Raw genomic sequence first — 19,766 nt, 5'->3', positions numbered from 1 at the left:
AGTTTCATCTGGCGATTATATATCAAAAAGAACACTTGGAAAAAAATATTAGACAAGCTCTGTCTTACAATAAATGCCATTTGCACGTATTATCTGGCACGCATGATTAGGATTCGACGTTCGACTTGAAGAGCATAGGTAGTGCATCGACGGGAAGTTTTAGGGTTTGTGTCGGGCGATCGATCGATCGCAATACGAGATTTTTTGGTAATTTCGAGGCAGTGCTGACTCCGGCAAAAATTTGAAGCGATAAAGTTAAAGCCGCAGCTAACAACAGTTTTTCTAACATGGCACTACCTCCAATTACGTATGCTTTCCGGCATAATTCCTCTTACACCTACACCATACAGAACTTCTTCTACGGCAAGTGCGATCGTAGGAGCATAATTAAGTGATAGATATCACGACTGAGGAGAGGGTGAGACGGTGAGGGGGTAAGAGGGCTGATGGGGAGACTGTCCGAGTGGGAAAAATCTGGCTTCTGGCTTTTGGCTTGTGGCTTCGGATTTTCAAATCGGGAATTGTCCTAGAGAAAGAAGCCGTTGAGTGTCTCACAAAGGTAGAATTAGCGCGTAGAAGTTATTTGATACAGCGGAGGTACCGACAATATGCTTGCATACATTATGGCGTTGGCGGTCGGTTTGGGCAGCTTCAGTATTTACATGGCGGCATTCTTTTTTCCAGAAGTTCACCGCAAAAGTGATTTTACCTGGAGCGGGGTAGGACTTTTTTATGCGTTAATTTTATGGGCTTGTGCGGGGCGAATTACTGGTGCTCTCCTGCTGGGTCAAATGGCGGGCGTGGCTCTGCTGGGCTGGTTTGCTTGGGAAACTTTGACTTTGCGGAGGCTGGTGACACCGGTTGCTCAACAAACGCCGATGCCTCAGGCGGCGAATTTGGTCGGGGCGATGGGCGCACCGCTATCAGGTTTGTTTGGCAAGAAACCAGAACCCGCAGGGAAAAAACCTAAGTTTGTTCGATCGCCCAAACCGAAAACTGATGCGGTTCCAGCACCCACTGTGAATCAGGGCGAGGTAAAGGTAGATGGACAGCCGGCGACTCCCCCAATCGCTGACATGATTGCCGAAAGTGCGATCGCCCCTGACTTGAAAATTCCCGACAAGAGCGCACCGGCAATTACAGAAATACCCGTGTTTTCAGTCGAAACTCCTGTTGCTGAGACTAAACCCGCCCCAGCAGAATCAGCCAGTAGCTTCACTCCTCTACCTCCACCTCTAGAATTTTCAGAAATTGCCGCCGCAGCAACTGTGGAGCCAGCAAAGGTTCAACCAGAAGCTAAACAGCAGCCAGAGGATGATGATGATTTTGACCTGATGTGGAGGGCGATGGCTCAAGAGTCCCAGTCTGCTGCTAGTTCGACAGCCCCAACGGCGACAGCAACCGCAGCCCCAACGGCTAACCCAACTTCTGCCAAAACAGCTAAAAAATCTGGCGGTTTCGGAAGTTTGTTTGGCAATCTTAAAAATAGTCTCGGCGGTATGTTGGGACTGGGATCGGCTCAAAGTAAATCCGCTGTAAAGACTCCGGTGACAACGGCGAAAGCGGCAGAGGAGTCGATCGCCCCTGAATCTCAAATAACGGCAATTCCGGCACCGGATATCGATCGGATTCTCGAATCAGAATTAGCCGCCGCAGCAGCCGAAACCAGCAACAGCGGTATTGAAACCAGTCAAGCAGTGCCGTTTCCCACCGATGTGGAATCAATGGCCGAGTTGATGGCCGCAGAAATCGCCAGTTCTGCCAAAATAGAGGAAACTCCGATTTTAGACGAATCGCCGGCCCAAAACCAGACAGCGCCGTTGGCTGAAGAAACATCTGCGGCTGCGGTTGGTGAACCGGAACCAGCAGGCATCACGGAAGCACAAGCCCCGGCTGTATCTCTAGAAATGACTGTGGTGGAAGTGATTTCAGCACCGCCTGTAGAGATAGAAATACCGGGAGAACCCGATTTGATCGTGCAGGTGGAAACAATTTCAGTATCAACAATCTCGATCGCATCCACAGAAGAAAAAGCCTCTTCTGACGCAGAACAACCCGACGATCTAGTTGAAACGGCCAAACAGGCCGCTGAATCCAAGTCTGAGAATGTATCCGCCGAAGATCAGCCATCATCTTGAGGCAAAAAGCAAAAGGTAGAAACTCGAATTGTTTTGACTCTGGTTTCTACCTTCTTCCCTCTTTCTTATTCCCTTAACATCGATCGGTTAAATCCGTTAAATCCGTTAAATCCGTTAAATAATCCGTTGCCGAACTTCCTTCTCCCTAAATATTATGAAAGCAATTATGGTCGTGGGAACAACATCTCACGCAGGAAAATCTTTACTTGTTGCAGCATTGTGTCGAATCTTTTCTCGATCCGGCTGGCGGGTAACTCCGTTTAAAGGTCAGAATATGGCACTAAATTCCTATGTTACAGCCGCAGGCGGAGAGATTGGCTACGCTCAAGCAGTCCAAGCTTGGGCCGCGGGCATCGCACCTTGGGTAGAAATGAATCCGATTTTGCTCAAGCCGCAAGGAGATATGACTTCTCAATTGATTGTCAAGGGCCGGGCGATCGCCAATGTGCGAGCATCTCAATATTATGAGCAGTATTTTGATATCGGCTGGCAAGCTATTCGGGAATCTTTAGAATTTCTCAAGCAAGAATTTGACATGATTGTGTGCGAAGGAGCCGGCAGCCCTGCTGAGATTAATCTCAAACACCGCGATTTAACAAATATGCGGGTAGCTAAACACTTGAATGCTCGGACTTTGCTAGTCGTTGATATCGATCGCGGCGGCGCTTTTGCTCACATTATTGGTACTTTGGAATTGCTCGATCCAGACGAACGCGCTTTAATTAAAGGATTCATTATTAACAAGTTCCGAGGACAAAAATCGATCTTAGATCCGGGGCTGACTTGGCTGGAAGAAAGGACGGGAATCCCCGTGGTTGGGGTGATTCCTTGGATAGATGAAGTGTTTCCGGCAGAAGATTCTCTCGATTTGCTCGATCGGCGTTCTCCCAATTCTCAAACCGACCTGAATATTTCCGTCATCCGCTTGCCCCGAATTTCCAATTTTACCGACTTTGACCCCCTGGAGTCGGAAACTACCGTCACAGTCAAATATGTCAGCCCAAAAGACGAGCTAGGCCATCCAGATGCCGTGATTTTACCGGGTTCTAAAACTACAATTTCCGATTTGCAGGTGCTGCGCCAAACAGGTATGGCAAAAGCTATTCAAAATTACTTAGTAGCTGGGGGCACAGTCATGGGAGTTTGCGGCGGCTTTCAGATGCTGGGAGAAAGTATCACCGATAGAGAAGGTATTGAGGGAGAACAGGGAGAATTTCAAGGATTGGGATTGCTGCCGTTGAAAACTGCGATCGCACCGAACAAAATTGCCCGCCAACGCATCGTAACATCTAACTATCCTCAACCGGGTTTGCCAGTTTCCGGTTACGAAATTCATCAAGGAAGAACGCAAATGCTGGAGTCAGATTTGACTCAACCGCTATTTGACGATCCGAGTTTAGGAATGGTCAACACTTCTCAATCAGTTTGGGGCACATATCTGCACGGCGTCTTTGATAATGGAGCTTGGCGGCGAGCTTGGTTAAATCACTTGCGCCAACAGCGCGGACTCCGTGCATTGCCTACAGGTATTCCTAATTACCGGGAACACCGAGAAGCTCTGTTAGAAAGTTTGGCAGATACAGTGGAAAAGCATTTAGATATCAAGCATATTTTAGGTTAGTCATTAGTCATTAGTCATTAGTCAGTAGTCAGTAGTCATTAGTCATTAGTCAGTAGTCATTAGTCAGTAGTCAGTAGTCATTAGTCATTAGTCATCAGTCATCAGGAAGAAGGAAGAAGTAGAAATTATGCAACTCTTCCCGTTTTGTCATTAATCATTGGTTAGTTAAAGCGGAGATTAAAATTGAATGACAAAAATTGTTTTTTTACCTGATAATGTGACAGTAGAAGCTGAAGCAGGAGAGCTTTTGCTCGATGTAGCCAAACGTGCAGGGGTTTCTATTCCCACTGGTTGTCTGATGGGTTCTTGTCACGCTTGCGAAGTAGAAATTGATGGCGGAGATACCATTTGTGCTTGTATTTCCGGCATCCCTTCCGGGAAAAAGCAAGTGATAATTAATCTGTATGTTGACCCGACTTGGTAATCGATATATTGTTTAAGTCCATGTTCCTATGAACGATCGACAACTTCAGCCCTGCCCCATCTGTGCCATCCCATCCCCGTATTGGGAACGATATCCCCGTCTAGTATGTTCGACTTGCCGCAGCAAAGCCTGTGACAGTCAAGGGCGAAAGGTGGAGTTTTTTAATGTCTCAATGGATGGAGGTTTTCAGGCATTTCTAGCGGATACTCAAGAAGAATATCCCAGCCACATTTGCTATATTGAAGGTATCAAGTGCTGGGCGGATGAAGCGCGATTTGGCGGTATTGCGATCGAGGTTTGCGACTGATACGCTTTATTTCTTTTGCCATTCTTGCTGTTTTTTCCGCGCAGATTGCAGCCATTTCTGAGATTCGGGATAAACAGTTGTTCCGGGTTTGACGGATTCTAATTGATTGATAATTTCTTGCAACTGGCCGAGGGAGTTCCTGGGATTTTGACTGGGAGAATTTAAGTTATTTTGCAAGCTGGCCAACAAGTTTTTAGCTTCTTGCAAAGCTTTTGCCGAATCCTTTTCTGCTTGCAGTCTAATCTGGGTAATTCCTAAATTTTTCTGATATTGAGCGAGTTTAGTTTGAGCGTCGAGATAGCCCGGATTATCGAGAGGAACCATTTTCAATCGATTAATTCCTTCTTCCCACAAGCCTGCTATTTGCTCCCACTGTGTGGCTGGATGCGGCGGTTTTTGGGAGGCGACGGCGGCGGAAAGAGCAAATTCTTTGGCTGCTTCGATTAAGTTGTCGGCGCGCACTGAACCGGTAGCGATTCCGCCCATTGCTTGAAAGTCTCTTTCTGCTGCTTGGAGTTTTTGCTTAGCAGTTTTTCCCGCGAGGGTTTCTGCGGGAATTTGGTTGAGTTGGTCGATCGCACTTTGCCAATTTCCACTCGCTTTTTGCCTGTCGGTGGCCGTTTTTGCTTGCTGATACTGCTGTTTCGCCGCGTTGAGAGTTTGTTCGACTCGATCTAACTCAATAAAAGCATTTTTTTGCTGGAAAATTTGAGCATCCATGCGCCCGATATTTTTGCGGGCTGCTTGAAATTCATCGACTGTAAACCGCCAAGTGCAGCCGAAAAAAGAGCAATAAGTTTGTGGATAGTAACCGAGGAACCAAATCGGCAAAGCATCGAGATGTTTTTGCGCTTGTTTTACTTTCGTGTCGCCATATTCAAAATCTGCCGCAGCAGTGGCTTTGTTAACCAGTTGATCGGATTGTTCTACTAGGGCGATCGCCTGTCGGTAATTGTAATCCATACTGATAAAACTAGGCAGCAATAATATCGGCATGGTTTTCGCCACGGGCCACCGAATCATCGGGAAAGGCAGATTAATCAGCCAAATTATCCCGGCTGCGCCACCCAGCAAACCGCCAGCCAAGATGATTTTATCAAACAATCCGGGCGCGCGGTTGGCTTTGACAGCAGCTTTGAGAACTTGTTCGCTGAAGTTGGGAAATTCGCCTTTGAAGGTATCGCGGATTTCTTCTATTGAGGCGAAAGTGCCGTTTTGCGATCGTAATTTCTCCAACCGCTTCATCACCATCCCCCGGTAAACTGCACCCGCTATAGCATCATCAGCCGCGCACTTGTCAACTTCCGCCCGCAAAATGTCAAAAGCTCGATCGGTAAGACGCCCCATAAAACTCACCTATACCCTTTGAATTATTCTACAGGCTGCTCTACAAGATAATTGTTAAAATATATAAACTCCAAAATAATTCGCGATCGCCCTAAATCTACTAAAAAACCGTTTCTTTGAACCGAGGGGGCGAGAAACCGGGTTTTTCTCGAAATACTTTGTTGTCGCCCTAAATTTCCTAAAAAACCCGGTTTCTGGGAACCGAGGGGGCGAGAAACCGGGTTTTTCTCGAAATACTTTGCGATCGCCCTAAATCTACTAAAAAACCCGGTTTCTGGGAACTCAACGAAGTGGTCATAATTACAAATATCGAGTTAACTGTACTCGATAGCGTTCTTTTTTAGTAATCATAACTTCCCCAATCTCCAATCTTCCCTTGCCGCTAACAGCGATTAAATCTCCAGATTTAACGTGATAACTAGATTGGGTGATATCTTTCCAATTAACTCGCACGTCGCCTCTGTCAATAAATTCAACCATTTTGCTGCGAGACATGGCGAATCCAGCGGAGGCGACAGCATCCAATCTCATCGATGCTTCAACGGTGGTCATTTCTTTCTTTTTCGGTTCTCTAATTTTGAGTTCGCTCAACTCAATGCGCCGAGTTTTCACAGGAACCGATCGCACTTGCTGCAAACTCATCTCCAAATACTCTACCATTTCGGGCATGACAATAGCTTGCGCGCCGCGTTCACCCAACACAATTACATCGCCCGTTTTCTCGCGGACAATTCCCGTACCCAGCATTGCGCCTAAGAAGTCGCGGTGACTGGCGGTGTCGAACAAGAAATTGCCAGCTATCTCTATCGCAGCAATGCTAACACTCCCAGAGTCGATCGGGATTTCCGATCGCGCGATCGCAATTCTTTGTCTTTCACCCTGGGGATAGCCGCCCCAAGCGACCAATTCCACATCAGTTAAGCGCTTAAATACCGTCAGAGTGTCCGCCAATTCCGGCGGCGACAGAAAATCAGTCAGAGTAACTTCCCAAGTTTTAATTGCTTGTTCAGCTTGATCGAGCGCCCGCGCTACAGATTCGCGATTTTCGATGCCTTTTAACAGTTCTTCTTTTTGTAACATCAGTCAATTTAGATTCTAATTTGAGATTACGAAACCTTGCTGTAACTAAAAACTTTACTTCTTTAACAGTCGCACTACTTTAATTATAGTCTAAAATCATCAAATAAGGATATGATGATTTTTGTGGCTGGTAAAGCTGATATGATGAACATGATTATTGTACCAAATGTATGAAGTCTTCGAGTTTAAGCAAGGTGAATATTTCAACGCGGTTTCTGTCTCAGGAAGCAGCCGAACCGTTGAAACAAGCGCTACGGGATAAAACCCTTGTACCCGAGGAAGCAGCGGCATTACTAGCAGCAGACGAACAGCGCGCAATTCCTGCTATTAGCAAAAATGCAGCACTGATCCAGGAAATTCAGCATCGAGTGCAAAGCTTGCCATCTTTCCATTCTCTGCTACAGGGCGATAGCCGAAACTTGACATATATTCCCGATGAAAGCGTGCATCTGGTAGTCACATCGCCCCCGTACTGGAATTTAAAAGAATATCTCAAAAATCCAAACCAGCTTGGGGAAATAGCAGACTACGAAAAGTTTTTGCAAGAGCTCGATCGAGTATGGCAGCAAGTATGGCGCGTTTTAGTACCAGGCGGACGGCTGGTGATTGTCGTGGGCGATGTTTGTGTTGCCCGCCGGCGGTTTGGCAGACACATGGTATTTCCCCTGCACGCCAGCATTCAGGAAAACTGCCGCCATCTGGGATTTGATAACCTCGCACCGATTATCTGGTACAAAATCGCCAATGCTTCCCTAGAAGCAGCAGGAAATGGCACCAGCTTTCTCGGCAAACCCTACGAACCCGGAGGTGTCATCAAAAACGACATCGAATTTATCCTGATGCAGCGGAAACCGGGCGGCTACCGCAGTCCCAGCGTGACAGCCCGGGTATTGTCCGTGATACCGGAAACTCTGCACCGGCAGTGGTTTCAACAAATTTGGCAGGATATCAAAGGCGCTTCCACCAAGCAACACCCCGCCCCGTATCCTTTGGAACTAGCAGAAAGGCTGGTGCGGATGTTTTCCTTTGCCGGGGACACGGTACTTGACCCGTTTATGGGGACGGGTACAACCTGCATCGCCGCGGCCAACTGGGGACGCAACAGTATCGGGATAGATGTTGAGCCAAATTACCATCAGATGGCGCTGAAACGGATGCAAGAAACCTATGGCTTGCGCGTAGTCTATGAGGAATTGATGGCGGAGGTTGCCGATTGACGGGACAGTCGCCCATCCCCGATGATGTTTTTCGGGAAGCGGTGCAGGGTTTTTGGGATACCCGCATCGCCCAAGCACAAGCCCAGGTGCTAGCAGGCAAAGTTGACCAAGGCAATCGCAGCGCGGTGACAGGAGGCAAGCAGATGGACGGTTTCATCCTCACCCTGACAAATTTCCTGCTGGCTGCGGGTGTTCCCCAAAACCACATCCACGTTAAGAAAAGCCTAACTGTCATCCCAGGCTTTTTTCGGCCGACGAAGATGTATGATTTCCTGGTTGTAGACCCAGAAAAGCGGCAACTCAAGGTAGTCATCGAGTTGAAAAGCCAGGTTGGCAGCTTTGGCAACAACTTCAACAACCGCACAGAAGAAGCGATGGGGGCTGCTCTCGACATCTGGACAGCTTACCGGGAAGGGGTGTTTGGCGAAGCACCTGCGCCACCGTGGTTGGGATATCTGTTTGTTTTAGAAGACAGTCCGGCCTCGCGCGCAGCGGTGCAGGTTGCCGAACCGCATTTCGCAGTTTTGCCGGAGTTTAGAGGGGCAAGCTATGCTCAACGCTACGAACTTTTTTGTCAGAAGATGGTGCGGGAAAGGCATTTCACGGCTGCTTGTTTTTTAGTGACAAACCGCGAACAGGCTGCACAAAATCCCAACTATACGGAGCCATGTTCAGACTTGTCGGCTGCCAATTTTTTGCAGCAGCTTATCCGGCACGCGCTCTAGAGTAGGTAACAGATTTTATCGCTCCACAACAGCAGAGAAAAATGCTTGTTTACAAATTTAGAAAATATCAGTTAAATCCAACACAAAACCTGGCAATACTTCTTCACCTGACAGAGTTGCAGCTGCATCTAAAATTTCTACTTCTCTACCTTGACGGGAGATTTCTACTTTCCGATTTTTGCGATCGAGCAACCAGCCCAAACAAACTCCATTTTTCATGTACAATCTCATTTTAGCCCGCAATTTTTCTAGGGAATCGGTGGGCGAGCGCAATTCCACCACAAAATCGGGACAAATTGGCGCAAATTTTTCTTTCTCTTCGGGAGTTAAAGCCTCCCACCTGTCGCGCCGAATCCAAGCAGCATCGGGAGAAATATCTGCACCGTCTGGCAGTTTAAATCCAGTTGAAGAATCAAACGCAATTCCTAAATGCTTATTTTGACGGCTCCAACTTTGGACTTGAAAACTTAACTCCGCATTTCGTCTGCCAGTCTCGCTACTCGCAGGCGGCATAATAATTAGTTCTCCAGTAGAAGTCCGCTCAAATCTTAAATCTCGGTTCTCTTGACACAACTGAAAAAACTGTTCGTCTGTTAATTCAATTGTTAATTCGAGCGGAGAATATAAGGCGATCGTTTGAACTTCCATCGGTTTCTCCAAATATCAAGTAAGGTTAAATATTCTGGGAACATAACTTGAATCCAAGTCAATATTAGATTGTTGCCATAATACTAACTTGGAATTTTTAACCGCAGATGTAGGCTGATGTACGCAGAGGAACGCAGATGGGAATTAAGTCTCTGTATAGCCTTGCATATTTTCGGGTTCAAACTGCTTCAAAATATTCGCAGCTTTATTGGTTAAAGCGTCATTACCTTTAACTGCAATCAAAAATTTGCCTGCATTTAAACGGTTGCGGTAGGGCAAAGCATCGCCGCTACCAAAAGCCATTCCTCCCGCACCACCAACAAAAACGCTTCCCATTCCGCCCGCGATCGCACCTAGCAATCCGCCGATCGCGTGATCGCCAATTTCGCCCGCCCAAGCAAAAGTCTTCAACTGAGTCATCAAGCTGAAAGTAACGCCGGCAATGAAGCCAAACGGTATCAGCCAAACAGACATGAGTTTCGCTTGTTTCTTTGCTTGCTGGTTGGGGTCGATCAAGCCAAATTCATCAGCAGTTTTGTAGCCGCGGCCTAAAATGCTTACTTGCTTCATCGGCAAGCCTTCTTTTTCGAGGGCGCAATAGGCAGCTTCGGCTTGCATTCGATCGGGCAGTACGGCGATAAGATAATTCATTGAGAATAATTCCTGATAGTTAGGTTTCAATACCCGGAATTCATTATAACTTGAAAAGACTTGCTAGCTAAGCAATTGGGCGTTTTTAAGACGATCGCTCGCATTCGATCGCGCGCCAACCTAAAATATTTCAAGCAAAAACGCCCTAGCTTGACCGAATACAGATACAATTCAAACTGCACAAAGGCCAGTTTGAGCTGAGCTGTTAGATACGGCTCTAAGTCATAAGTCTCAACTCGCTCGCTCGCCAAAGCTCAGCCTATTTTTACTATTGCACTCAATTGCTTGCTATGCCTAAAGTTCTAGTATCCGATCCGATCGACCAAGCCGGAATTGACATCCTGTCCCAAGTCGCGCAAGTTGACGTAAACACAGGACTTTCAGCCGAAGAGCTGGTGAGAATTATCCCAGATTACGACGCTTTAATGATCCGTTCTGGCACCCAAGTTACCAAAGAAATCATTGAAGCGGGCAATTTACTCAAAATCATCGGTAGAGCAGGCGTCGGCGTCGATAATGTCGATGTACCCGCCGCTACCCGCAAAGGAATTGTAGTCGTCAACTCCCCCGAAGGCAACACGATCGCCGCCGCCGAACACGCGATCGCCATGATGCTCTCTATGTCGCGACACATTCCAGAAGCCAACGCCTCCGTCAAGAGTGGTAAATGGGAACGCAATCGCTTCCTCGGCGTAGAAGTTTACAAAAAAACCCTCGGTATCGTCGGCTTAGGCAAAATCGGCTCCCACCTCGCCGCCGCAGCCAAAGCAATGGGCATGAAACTACTAGCCTACGATCCGTTTATTTCTACCGAAAGAGCCGAACAGTTGGGCTGTCGCTTAGTAGAACTCGAACTGCTGATGCGCGAATCCGATTACATCACGCTGCACATCCCCAAAACCCCAGAAACCCTGCACCTAATTAACGCTGAGGTGCTGTCGAAGATGAAGCCCACGGCCCGCATCATTAACTGCGCCAGAGGTGGCATCATAGATGAAGCAGCCCTAGCAGAAGCCATAAAAGAAGGGAAGATTGCCGGCGCTGCGATCGACGTTTATGAAAACGAACCGCTGCAAGCCGATTCCCCTCTACTGACTGTCGGCCAAAACATCGTACTAACGCCTCACTTGGGTGCATCCACCGCCGAAGCTCAGGTGAATGTGGCGATCGACGTTGCCGAACAAATTCGTGATGTACTGTTAGGATTGCCCGCGCGATCGGCTGTTAACATCCCAGGAATTTACCCAGACTCGATCGAAAAACTCAAACCCTACCTCCAACTCGCCGAAACCCTCGGCAACCTCGTCAGCCAACTAGCCGGAGGCCGAGTCGATTACCTCAACGTCCAACTCCAAGGCGAATTGGCAACCAACCAAAGCCAGCCCGTAGTCGTCGCCTCTCTCAAAGGCCTACTTTCCCAAGCCTTGCGAGAGCGCGTTAACTACGTCAACGCCAGCATCGAAGCCAAAGAACGCGGAATTCGCGTCGTTGAAACCCGAGATGCTTCTATTCGCGACTACACAGGCTCCCTGCGCCTCAATGCCAAGGGAACCCTCGGCGAACACACCGTCACGGGTGCTGTGCTTGGCGACAGCGAAATTCGGATTACCAGCGTTGACGATTTCCCAGTCAACGTTTCCCCGACTCACCATATGCTGTTTACCCTGCACCGCGATATGCCGGGGATTATTGGCAAAATTGGTTCCCAATTGGGCAGTTTTAATGTCAATATTGCCAGTATGCAAGTGGGCCGTAAAATCGTGCGAGGCGATGCGGTGATGGTTTTGAGCCTCGATGACCCTCTACCAGAGGGGATATTGGCTGAAATCATCAAAGTTCCCGGGATTCGGGATGCTTACACAGTGAATCTTTAAAGGATTTTAGATTTTAGGTTCAGCCAATCTAAAATCTAAAATCGTTACACGGTGAATCTTTAAAGGATTTTAAATTTTTAGGTTCGACCAATCTAAAATCTAAAATCTAAAATCTTTACACGGTAACTATTTGAAGGATTTTGGAGTTGAGATTTTGGATGCAAGGACTGATAATTGGTAATGGGTAATTAGTCATTGGTAATTGGCAAGAAATCTGAATTTTTTCTATTAGTCAATCCTCATTCTTAACTCCCCAGTTGCCAGTTTCCAGTTCCCCTCCCCCAATCTAAAATCTAAAATCTAAAATCTAAAAAAATGGCACATAGCTGGTGGGAAATTAGAATTCTTTGCGATCCGGGGCTCGAAGATATCATCTTTTGGCGTCTGGAACAATTTAACTGTCGGGGAACTGCTACTCAGCTCAAAAGCAATTCCTGCCTGATGTCGGCTTATTTGCCCGAAGAACAGGCAGGATTGCTGGATTTGGCTGCCCTGTCGTTGTGGCTGCGCCAAGATGCTCTGTGTGCGGGTTTGCCCCTACCTGCGATGCAGTGGGATTTGATTGAAGAGGAGGACTGGGGCACTACTTGGAAGCAGCATTGGCAGCCTCAAGAAGTGGGCGATCGCTTTTTAATTAATCCGGCTTGGTTGCCGCCACCGACTGATACCGATGATCGCATAATTTTGCGTTTAGATCCCGGTGTCGCTTTCGGTACAGGTGCTCACGCTACAACTCAACTGTGTCTGGAGTCGCTGGAAATGCGTCTCGGTTTTGACGACAAAAAATATGTACTTGCCGATATTGGCTGCGGATCGGGTATTTTGTCGATCGGCGCAGTGTTGTTGGGTGCCACAAAAGTTTATGCTTTGGATACAGATCCTTTGGCAGTGCGATCGACCATCAGCAACAGACAACTCAACCGCATTAAGCCGCAGCAGTTGGTTTCAGAGCTCGGAAGTATCGATCGGCTCAAAGAAATGGTAAAGGAGCCGATCGACGGTTTCATGTGTAACATTTTAGCAGAAGTAATCATCGATTTAATCCCGCAATTCACCGCCATTAGCAAACCCACGACTTGGGCCATACTCAGCGGCATTTTGCTCGATCAAGCTAAGCCAATTGCGGACACTCTCGAACAACACGGCTGGATTGTGGCCACTCTGTGGAAGCGCCAAGATTGGTGCTGTTTCAATATTCGGCGAAGTTAGCGTTCTGATATTTTCGATACATATATTAGTAGTAGGGTTCGTCAGATTCGATGATTTTCGATGCGCGTCGAATCGCTGTTGCTAACAAGAAGTTAAGTGAAAACTAGGAATTAACTTCCTAATCTTCGCTAAATATTACATAGCGGATAATCGAACCTTCGCGTTCAATTTTTACAGCGTGTTGCGAAAGTATTTCTTCTGACCACATTGGCTCTGAAGCAGCTTGACCTTCAGGTTCATCGCCAATCCAAGGTGGAGAGGATGTAGATAAGTCACGACCATTTAATTGTCGCTCTAACCACTCGATCGCGAATGTCTCTAAATATTTACATTCGCGATCGCAACGACCAGATCCAAGAAACTGACCTTGTTGATCAAAAACTTCTATAAACGAGCCACTATTATCCCAACCATCATCAACATACCCTTGTATCAGAATAGCAAATGAGATTTGAGATTCGACGGGAATTTTTACAAGATATATCTCACTGAGGCTGTGCTGAGAGTACCAAAAATGTCGATCGTAAGTGTCAGCTACAGTTTTAGGTATGTCTTGTGGAGGTCTTTCAATCTCCACCGACTCCAAACCATCACCAAACTCACCAAACAACTGAAGACATCCGATGCGACAGTCTGGGAAGAAATCCGATAAAGAGTCATATTGATGGTAAAACCTACCGATTTCTTCCTCGTAGAATTTTCTAACTAAAAATTTTCGATTGCTATAATTCATATTATAGATTTAGGATAAAAGTTATGGACACTGAAGAATTACTGAGACGATATGCTAATGGAGAGAGAGATTTTACTGGGATCTATCTGACCAATGTTGATTTAACTGCCATTAACTTAAGTCACGCTAATTTTACAGAGTCTAACTTGAGAAATATCAACTTGCTTAATGCCAATCTGAGTTATGCCAATTTCTCGAATTCAAGCTGGGAAGGAAGCAATCTGCGGGGGGTGAATTTGAGAGGAGCCAACTTAGAAGGTGTTGTGATGAGAGATATTATTTTAGAGAACGCTGATTTAACTGATATTAACTTGAGCAATGCTGAACTAAATGAAGTTTACCTCATGGGTGCTAATCTAACTGGTGCCAACGTGAGTAATACTTCTTTGTATATTGTGAGTCTGGCATCTGCTAACTTGGAGCAAGCTATATTCCGCAATACTACTCTTGATGAAGTTAGTTTTGATCCTCCAACTCAACGATATATAGAAGTTCGTAAATTGCTCAAACAGTACGCTGCTGGGGAGAGAAATTTTGCGGGGATTGGGGTTCAGAACACTGGGCTGAGCGGGGTTGACCTAAGTGGGATCAATTTGAGCAAAGCCAACCTTATAGCTCTCAATTTGAGCAATGCCAATTTGAGTAATGCTCACTTGCAGGGAGCTAGAATGCTTGGTACTAACCTAAGTGGCGCGAATCTGAGCGGGGCTAATCTAAGCAATGCCGACCTCAGCGGTGCGAATCTGAGAAAAGCTAATTTGAACGATGCCGACTTAAGAGATGCTATTTTGAGTGGTGCTGATTTGACCGAGGCTGACTGCGAGAGAACCAAAACTGAAAATGTTATTTTGGTGGCAACCAACCTGATAGGTGTCAAAGGTTTTGGCAGTATGATGGGAGCTTTTTTCTGCAAAACCATTGAACCAGGAGGGGAATTCGTAGAGGGGCCTGATTGGATTGAGTAATAAGCCATGAATGCAATGTTATACCAAGTAACTGGTAGGGTGCGTCAGCTATAATTCAATTCACCAGCAATCAGATATTGGCTGACGCACCCCCGCGTGTGAGAAAATCGGCTGTGGTTACAAGTGAGGTTGCAGTCGTGAGATCAACTGCGCCGGTTGCAATACTCCCTCAATGCGATCGACCTCAACACCATTTTTAAACAGCACCAAAGTCGGCAAAGCATAAATCTGATGCTGCGAAGCCAACTGCTCGTACTTATCCGTATCAATTTTAACCACCATGAGCTGCTCCTTAGTTTGAGCGCTCACCTGCTCTAAAATTGGTACCATCACCTGACAAGGCCCGCACCAAGTAGCATAAAAATCTACCAACACAGGCAACTCAGAGCCCGATAGTAACTCCTCAAAACTGCTGAACTGTTTTTGAACTGCCATAAGACAAAATAATTTTTTTGGTTCTGGATCGATTTTAGTGCAAAATTCTGAGCGTAGATTGCGAGGACACAATTATGGAATTATTGCCAGAGACATATCAGCGACTGCGGGGTCAAGTTGCAGTTGTCACCGGTGCATCGCGGGGAATCGGCCGCGCGATCGCCTTAAGCTTAGCAGCAGAAGGCGCTAAAGTCGCCGTGAACTATGCCAGTTCTAGCGCTGCGGCTGATGAGGCGGTAGCAGAAATAATCGCAGCAGGTGGAGAAGCGATCGCCCTTGCAGCAGATGTCTCCAAAACTGACAATGTAGATGCACTCATCAGTAAAGTCATGGAAACATGGGGACGGATTGACATTTTGGTGAACAATGCCGGCATCACCCGCGATACTTTGATGCTGCGGATGAAGCTAGAAGATTGGCAAGCTGTGATTGATTTGAATCTCACCGGCGTATTTTTGTGTACAAAAGCTGCCAGCAAAATCATGCTAAAGCAACGCAGCGGCCGAATTATTAATATTGCTTCGGTTGCCGGCCAAATGGGAAATCCCGGACAAGCTAATTACAGTGCGGCAAAAGCTGGAGTAATTGGGTTTACGAAAACTGTGGCGAAAGAGTTAGCCAGTCGTGCGATTACTGTGAATGCGGTTGCACCTGGATTTATCACCACAGATATGACAAAAGATGTCAAATCTGACGAGATTTTGAAGTACATTCCGCTGGGAAGATACGGCGAAGTTGAGGAAGTTGCGGGGATGGTGAAGTTTTTGGCGGCGGATGCGGCGGCGGCTTATGTTACCGGGCAGGTTTTTAACGTTGATGGGGGCATGGTGATGGCTTAGGATTGAGGTTTTTTAACCGCAGATGCACGCGGATGAACGCGGATGTCTGCGGTTGTCAATTTATCTCAAATCCTTTTAGGGTGCGCTGTCCGCACCTTCCCCGATTCGCCCACCTTACTTTGACAAAACTCCTCAAAGAGTTCAAAAAAACTATTGAGAGCATCCCTCTCATCCTGAGAAAAAAATAGAATTATATTCGCCCATGATTGAGATGAATCAATATTTAATTTTTTCTGTATCCATTCTTGAAAGCCATCTAGAGCGTTTTCTTCTTTTAGAGGTACGCCAAGTTGGTACTGTGCCACATTATATCCAGACAAAAAAGCCTGAAGACAACTAATTGATGCCTTACCCAAATAGAGTGAAGGTGTATTCTTGATTTTTTTGAGAAGCTGGGAGAGATTATCCATACAAACTATCCCGTTGAATACCTCAGTATAAAAAATTATATGCTCAGATAAATCTAAAGTCAATTGACTAAAGTTTGCTACAATTATTAATTATATAGAAAATATTTGTTGTTGGCATAAGTCCCGGCCGGACACGGCAATGCCGTTTCCCTACAGATGAGATTCTCTAAGGAATGAGAATTAAATAACTTACACAAGTTTGTGGGATGGGCGTCCCGCCCGCCCTTTTTGGACGGGCGGGACGCCCATCCCACAATAACAATAAAAATTGTAAGTTATTTAATTCGCGATCCTAAGTAGCAATTTTTTTCATAACTGGTATAAGTTTCATAATCCAAATATTTTCCTCATCCAACTTCGCACCGCAGCAATTAAACGTTTTAATTTCTTGACAAAACGCTGCCAATAATATTTTTCCTCTACCTCGGAAATGTCCTCGATTTCTATCGGCAGTGGCGGCATTCCGACAACTTCGTAAAGCGGATATTCGCCGCTCTTTCCCGGGATTTGAACTGATACGCGCTGATTCACGATCGCCAAATCCTTAATTTCCTGATAAGTTTCCTCAGAAATCAGCAAACTTGTTCCCACTTGCTTGTTCGCAGCTTCAATCCTGCTGGCGAAATTCACCGCATCCCCGATCGCCGTAACCGACTGATTTTGCTCGGCGCCCAAATTCCCCACAACCACCAAACCGCAGTGAATCCCAATCCCAATCCGCAACCTGTGACTGTATAAAGTCTCAAAATAGGGATTGAGTTTCTCCAATTCCTCCAACATCTCCACGCCAGCCCTCACGGCTTGTTCCGCCGCCCTGTCAGGATTTTCCAACCCAAACAGCGCCATAAAACCATCGCCCATATAATTATTGATCATCCCGCCGTTGCGGTTGATCGCATAACCCATTTTTTGGAAATAGCGATTTAAAATATAAATTACATCGTAGGGCAACAGCGATTCTGCAAAAGCCGTAAACCCTCGAATATCGGCAAACAAAATTGCAATTTTCTTCTCTTGACCGACAGGTGCAGAAATCAAGTTTCCGGCGATTTCGTCGTTAAATGATTCCAAGTCTTCAGAATCGATCGCCAGCCGACGCAAAATCACCTTCCCGCCCGCCACCTGCGTCTGACACGCCAACCTAATTTCCGGCTCTAGGTGCAGTTTTTTCGCGAGATCTTCTTCCGGCGAGGTGCGGGGCGAGCAAAATTCCAAACCTTCGACAATCAAGACGCGACAAGTCGAACACCGGGCGCTACCGCCGCAGATGTGGGTGTGGGGAATTCCCGCACGCAGGGAAGCTTCCAGAATTATATCGTTGTCGTCTATCTCGATCGTGCGATCGTCCGGCAGATAGTGAATCTGTGGCATATGTGGCGTATCTAGCTAATTAGGAACGAATCTCGCGGACATCTGTTATTGCAGCGAACTTGTATGCAAACCCGGTTTCTCGGCATCTTTTCTGCATTACCTGATTGATTCAGTATAAATGGCGATCGGCACTTGCTCCCCGTACCCTCAGCCCAACCGCCCAACTCACTCAGCACTCAAATCGCGATCGCACCCTGAAAACACCCCAATTCAAGCCCCACTAAATGCTGTGGAATCAAGCTCAAATCTCAATTTTCAAATCTTAAATAAACTGACATAATTCTTAATAAATTTATAATGGCTGAAAACCCTATAAATCCGTTATCGAATCGCCTTCAACCGCCAGATATTTTGATAATTTTGCAGGATTTTGCTGTGAAAACCTTGATTAGTAATAGTTTGAGCTTTTTGGCTCTCTAACAACCAGCCAATTTTCGTGAGATAGAATAGCAGCATCTTTAAAACCAGTATAACCATGAGTTCATCAACAGCCCTACAAAACCTCGAACACCACATCCCGCTGGTGGGAAATATCCATCTCAAAAGTCCGATCGCCTACCGAGCAACCCGCCTCGCAGTCAGTGCAGTTAACGCGGTGCAAATGGCAGTAGCAGAGTCTTATATCAACGGCTTGGAAGTACCAGATTCTGTATTGCGATCGCTTTTTGATACCTGTATGCCCGTCTTTTTTAAGTATTTTCCCTCCCTGCTGGCACCCTATGAATGGGTACTCACAGAAACAGAGCATACAGCCGAAGGCCCGCGGGATTTAATGAAAATTCAGTACGACTTACCTCAAGCCATGCTGAATCCCATGTTAGGCGAAAGCAAACTCATTTATCCTAAATACAGCATGGGATTGTGGGAAAAAGGAGCCGCCAACCTCGAAGCATCCCAGATGCAGATGATTGATGATGTGATTGAGAAGCTAGAGATTCAGGATGGCGATCGCATTTTAGACTTTGGCTGCGGTTGGGGTTGCGTTCCCAATTACATTCTTGCCAAATTCCCCAATGTTACCTTTACGGGGATTAACTTGAGCCAGCATCAATGCGAATATATGCGTCAGAAGATGCAAGACCCCGAAAGCTACCTCAGTTCCGGTCGATTTACCCTATTTGAAGGCGATTTGAACGACGCCCAATTCGAGACCAAATTTGACAAGATTCTCTCCATCGGAGTTTTTTGTCATGTAGGCAATTTAACCAAAGCTTTCCAAAAGCTCGCCTCTTTCCTCAAAGATAACGGCCGCCTTTTCATTCACATCATCACAGTTCGCACCCCTAACAACATATCCAGCGTTTTCACGCACAAATACATTTTTCCCCACGGCCGTTACTGGAAATACGATGCCGTTCCCAGCCACAACAAAGACCTCAAAACCATCAAACAATGGTATCTCAACGGATACAATTACTCTACAACCTTTGCTAACTGGCTGAAAAACTTTGATGACTCTCAGGCGACAGTCAAAGATTTAAACTACGGCATCGACTATGCCAAATTTCGCCGCATCTGGCGGTTTTACTTGATTTGGTTTGTTGCTAATTTCGCCAGTTGCGATGGTGAATACAATGGTAATGGCCAATATTTAATGGTTCATGCCTAATCCCTGACATTCCAGGACACCCTGAGATGCCGATCGTCCATAATTAGCGCATTTTTGTAGTCATAGCGAATAGTTTTTTTTCTAAATCTGAATAAAAACTATTTGCTCTGAGTGCGACCTTAATTATGGTTAGATAACGAGATGCGAGTTCAGATAGTGTCCG

The 19,766-nt window shown here is 46.4% G+C and carries 21 protein-coding genes; 11 read left to right on the top strand and 10 right to left on the bottom strand.

Going from position 1 to position 19,766, the window contains the following annotated elements; all coding sequences use genetic code 11:
- Positions 1-106: 106 nt before the first annotated feature.
- Positions 107-289, bottom strand: coding sequence for a hypothetical protein (locus tag QUB68_RS25445; RefSeq protein ID WP_332997675.1), 183 nt, complete (start codon positions 287-289; stop codon positions 107-109).
- 319 nt (positions 290-608) lie between these two features.
- On the opposite strand from QUB68_RS25445, the gene QUB68_RS25440 reads away from it, so the two are divergent.
- From QUB68_RS25440 to QUB68_RS25425, 4 genes are all read left to right on the top strand, one after another.
- Positions 609-2,138 carry a Ycf66 family protein gene (locus tag QUB68_RS25440; protein ID WP_332997673.1) on the top strand — a complete coding sequence of 510 codons (1,530 nt, stop codon included), beginning with the start codon at positions 609-611 and terminating at the stop codon, positions 2,136-2,138.
- 154 nt (positions 2,139-2,292) lie between these two features.
- A complete protein-coding gene (gene cobQ / locus QUB68_RS25435) occupies positions 2,293-3,759 on the top strand; it encodes a cobyric acid synthase CobQ (protein WP_332997672.1) in 1,467 nt (488 codons plus the stop codon).
- Positions 3,760-3,946: 187 nt separating this feature from the next.
- Positions 3,947-4,183: a 2Fe-2S iron-sulfur cluster-binding protein gene (locus QUB68_RS25430; protein ID WP_332997671.1), complete on the top strand. Its 237-nt coding sequence runs from the start codon at positions 3,947-3,949 to the stop codon at positions 4,181-4,183.
- A 28-nt stretch (positions 4,184-4,211) separates the two neighbouring features.
- Positions 4,212-4,490 carry a hypothetical protein gene (locus QUB68_RS25425; RefSeq protein WP_332997670.1) on the top strand — a complete coding sequence of 93 codons (279 nt, stop codon included), beginning with the start codon at positions 4,212-4,214 and terminating at the stop codon, positions 4,488-4,490.
- A gap of 6 nt (positions 4,491-4,496) precedes the next feature.
- Here QUB68_RS25425 and QUB68_RS25420 read toward each other — a convergent pair whose 3' ends face one another.
- Entirely contained in the window at positions 4,497-5,837 is a 1,341-nt protein-coding gene (locus QUB68_RS25420; protein ID WP_332997668.1) for a hypothetical protein, read from the bottom strand.
- A 300-nt stretch (positions 5,838-6,137) separates the two neighbouring features.
- Positions 6,138-6,917 carry a photosystem II S4 domain protein gene (locus QUB68_RS25415; protein WP_332997666.1) on the bottom strand — a complete coding sequence of 260 codons (780 nt, stop codon included), beginning with the start codon at positions 6,915-6,917 and terminating at the stop codon, positions 6,138-6,140.
- A 194-nt stretch (positions 6,918-7,111) separates the two neighbouring features.
- Here QUB68_RS25415 and QUB68_RS25410 point away from each other — a divergent pair, with 194 nt between their 5' ends.
- Both QUB68_RS25410 and QUB68_RS25405 read left to right on the top strand, forming a co-directional pair.
- Complete coding sequence (locus QUB68_RS25410) at positions 7,112-8,134, top strand: DNA-methyltransferase (protein ID WP_332997664.1); 1,023 nt, start codon at positions 7,112-7,114, stop codon at positions 8,132-8,134.
- Positions 8,131-8,859 carry a PaeR7I family type II restriction endonuclease gene (locus QUB68_RS25405; protein ID WP_332997662.1) on the top strand — a complete coding sequence of 243 codons (729 nt, stop codon included), beginning with the start codon at positions 8,131-8,133 and terminating at the stop codon, positions 8,857-8,859. Before QUB68_RS25410 ends, QUB68_RS25405 begins: the two co-directional genes overlap by 4 nt.
- 57 nt (positions 8,860-8,916) lie before the next feature.
- Here QUB68_RS25405 and QUB68_RS25400 read toward each other — a convergent pair whose 3' ends face one another.
- Both QUB68_RS25400 and QUB68_RS25395 read right to left on the bottom strand, forming a co-directional pair.
- Positions 8,917-9,507, bottom strand: coding sequence for a Uma2 family endonuclease (locus tag QUB68_RS25400; protein ID WP_332997659.1), 591 nt, complete (start codon positions 9,505-9,507; stop codon positions 8,917-8,919).
- Positions 9,508-9,651: 144 nt separating this feature from the next.
- The gene (locus QUB68_RS25395) at positions 9,652-10,158 is read right to left on the bottom strand and encodes a hypothetical protein (protein ID WP_332997658.1); all 507 of its coding nucleotides are present in this window, start codon (positions 10,156-10,158) and stop codon (positions 9,652-9,654) included.
- Positions 10,159-10,448: 290 nt separating this feature from the next.
- On the opposite strand from QUB68_RS25395, the gene serA reads away from it, so the two are divergent.
- Both serA and prmA read left to right on the top strand, forming a co-directional pair.
- Positions 10,449-12,032 (top strand): phosphoglycerate dehydrogenase, encoded by a 1,584-nt coding sequence (serA, locus tag QUB68_RS25390; RefSeq protein WP_332997656.1) that lies wholly within the window; start codon positions 10,449-10,451, stop codon positions 12,030-12,032.
- 315 nt (positions 12,033-12,347) lie between these two features.
- Positions 12,348-13,241, top strand: a complete 894-nt coding sequence (gene prmA / locus QUB68_RS25385) for a 50S ribosomal protein L11 methyltransferase (protein ID WP_332997654.1) — start codon at positions 12,348-12,350, stop codon at positions 13,239-13,241.
- A 118-nt stretch (positions 13,242-13,359) separates the two neighbouring features.
- Here the strand turns inward: prmA and QUB68_RS25380 are convergent, their stop codons facing one another.
- On the bottom strand, positions 13,360-13,974 hold the full coding sequence (locus QUB68_RS25380) for a hypothetical protein (RefSeq protein ID WP_332997652.1): 615 nt from the start codon (positions 13,972-13,974) through the stop codon (positions 13,360-13,362).
- Between the two features lie 23 nt (positions 13,975-13,997).
- Here QUB68_RS25380 and QUB68_RS25375 point away from each other — a divergent pair, with 23 nt between their 5' ends.
- Positions 13,998-14,939, top strand: a complete 942-nt coding sequence (locus tag QUB68_RS25375) for a pentapeptide repeat-containing protein (RefSeq protein ID WP_332997651.1) — start codon at positions 13,998-14,000, stop codon at positions 14,937-14,939.
- A 117-nt stretch (positions 14,940-15,056) separates the two neighbouring features.
- On the opposite strand, the gene trxA is transcribed toward QUB68_RS25375, so the two are convergent.
- Positions 15,057-15,374, bottom strand: coding sequence for a thioredoxin (gene trxA / locus QUB68_RS25370; RefSeq protein WP_332997649.1), 318 nt, complete (start codon positions 15,372-15,374; stop codon positions 15,057-15,059).
- 74 nt (positions 15,375-15,448) lie between these two features.
- Here trxA and fabG point away from each other — a divergent pair, with 74 nt between their 5' ends.
- The gene (gene fabG, locus QUB68_RS25365) at positions 15,449-16,213 is read left to right on the top strand and encodes a 3-oxoacyl-[acyl-carrier-protein] reductase (protein WP_332997647.1); all 765 of its coding nucleotides are present in this window, start codon (positions 15,449-15,451) and stop codon (positions 16,211-16,213) included.
- A gap of 65 nt (positions 16,214-16,278) precedes the next feature.
- On the opposite strand, the gene QUB68_RS25360 is transcribed toward fabG, so the two are convergent.
- The 3 genes from QUB68_RS25360 to QUB68_RS25350 all read right to left on the bottom strand — a co-directional run bounded on the left by QUB68_RS25360 (position 16,279) and on the right by QUB68_RS25350 (position 18,450).
- Positions 16,279-16,623 (bottom strand): hypothetical protein, encoded by a 345-nt coding sequence (locus tag QUB68_RS25360; RefSeq protein ID WP_332997646.1) that lies wholly within the window; start codon positions 16,621-16,623, stop codon positions 16,279-16,281.
- 327 nt (positions 16,624-16,950) lie between these two features.
- On the bottom strand, positions 16,951-17,994 hold the full coding sequence (locus tag QUB68_RS25355) for an adenylate/guanylate cyclase domain-containing protein (protein ID WP_332997644.1): 1,044 nt from the start codon (positions 17,992-17,994) through the stop codon (positions 16,951-16,953).
- 321 nt (positions 17,995-18,315) lie between these two features.
- The gene (locus tag QUB68_RS25350) at positions 18,316-18,450 is read right to left on the bottom strand and encodes a hypothetical protein (RefSeq protein WP_332997642.1); all 135 of its coding nucleotides are present in this window, start codon (positions 18,448-18,450) and stop codon (positions 18,316-18,318) included.
- A 19-nt stretch (positions 18,451-18,469) separates the two neighbouring features.
- Here QUB68_RS25350 and QUB68_RS25345 point away from each other — a divergent pair, with 19 nt between their 5' ends.
- Positions 18,470-19,603 carry an SAM-dependent methyltransferase gene (locus QUB68_RS25345; protein ID WP_332997641.1) on the top strand — a complete coding sequence of 378 codons (1,134 nt, stop codon included), beginning with the start codon at positions 18,470-18,472 and terminating at the stop codon, positions 19,601-19,603.
- The last annotated feature ends 163 nt before the right edge of the window (positions 19,604-19,766 follow it).

Source organism: Microcoleus sp. A006_D1, assembly GCF_036702805.1.
Lineage (GTDB): Bacteria > Cyanobacteriota > Cyanobacteriia > Cyanobacteriales > Microcoleaceae > Microcoleus.
The sequence above is the reverse complement of the archived record's forward strand: the minus strand, read 5'-3'. Positions and strand labels throughout refer to the sequence as shown.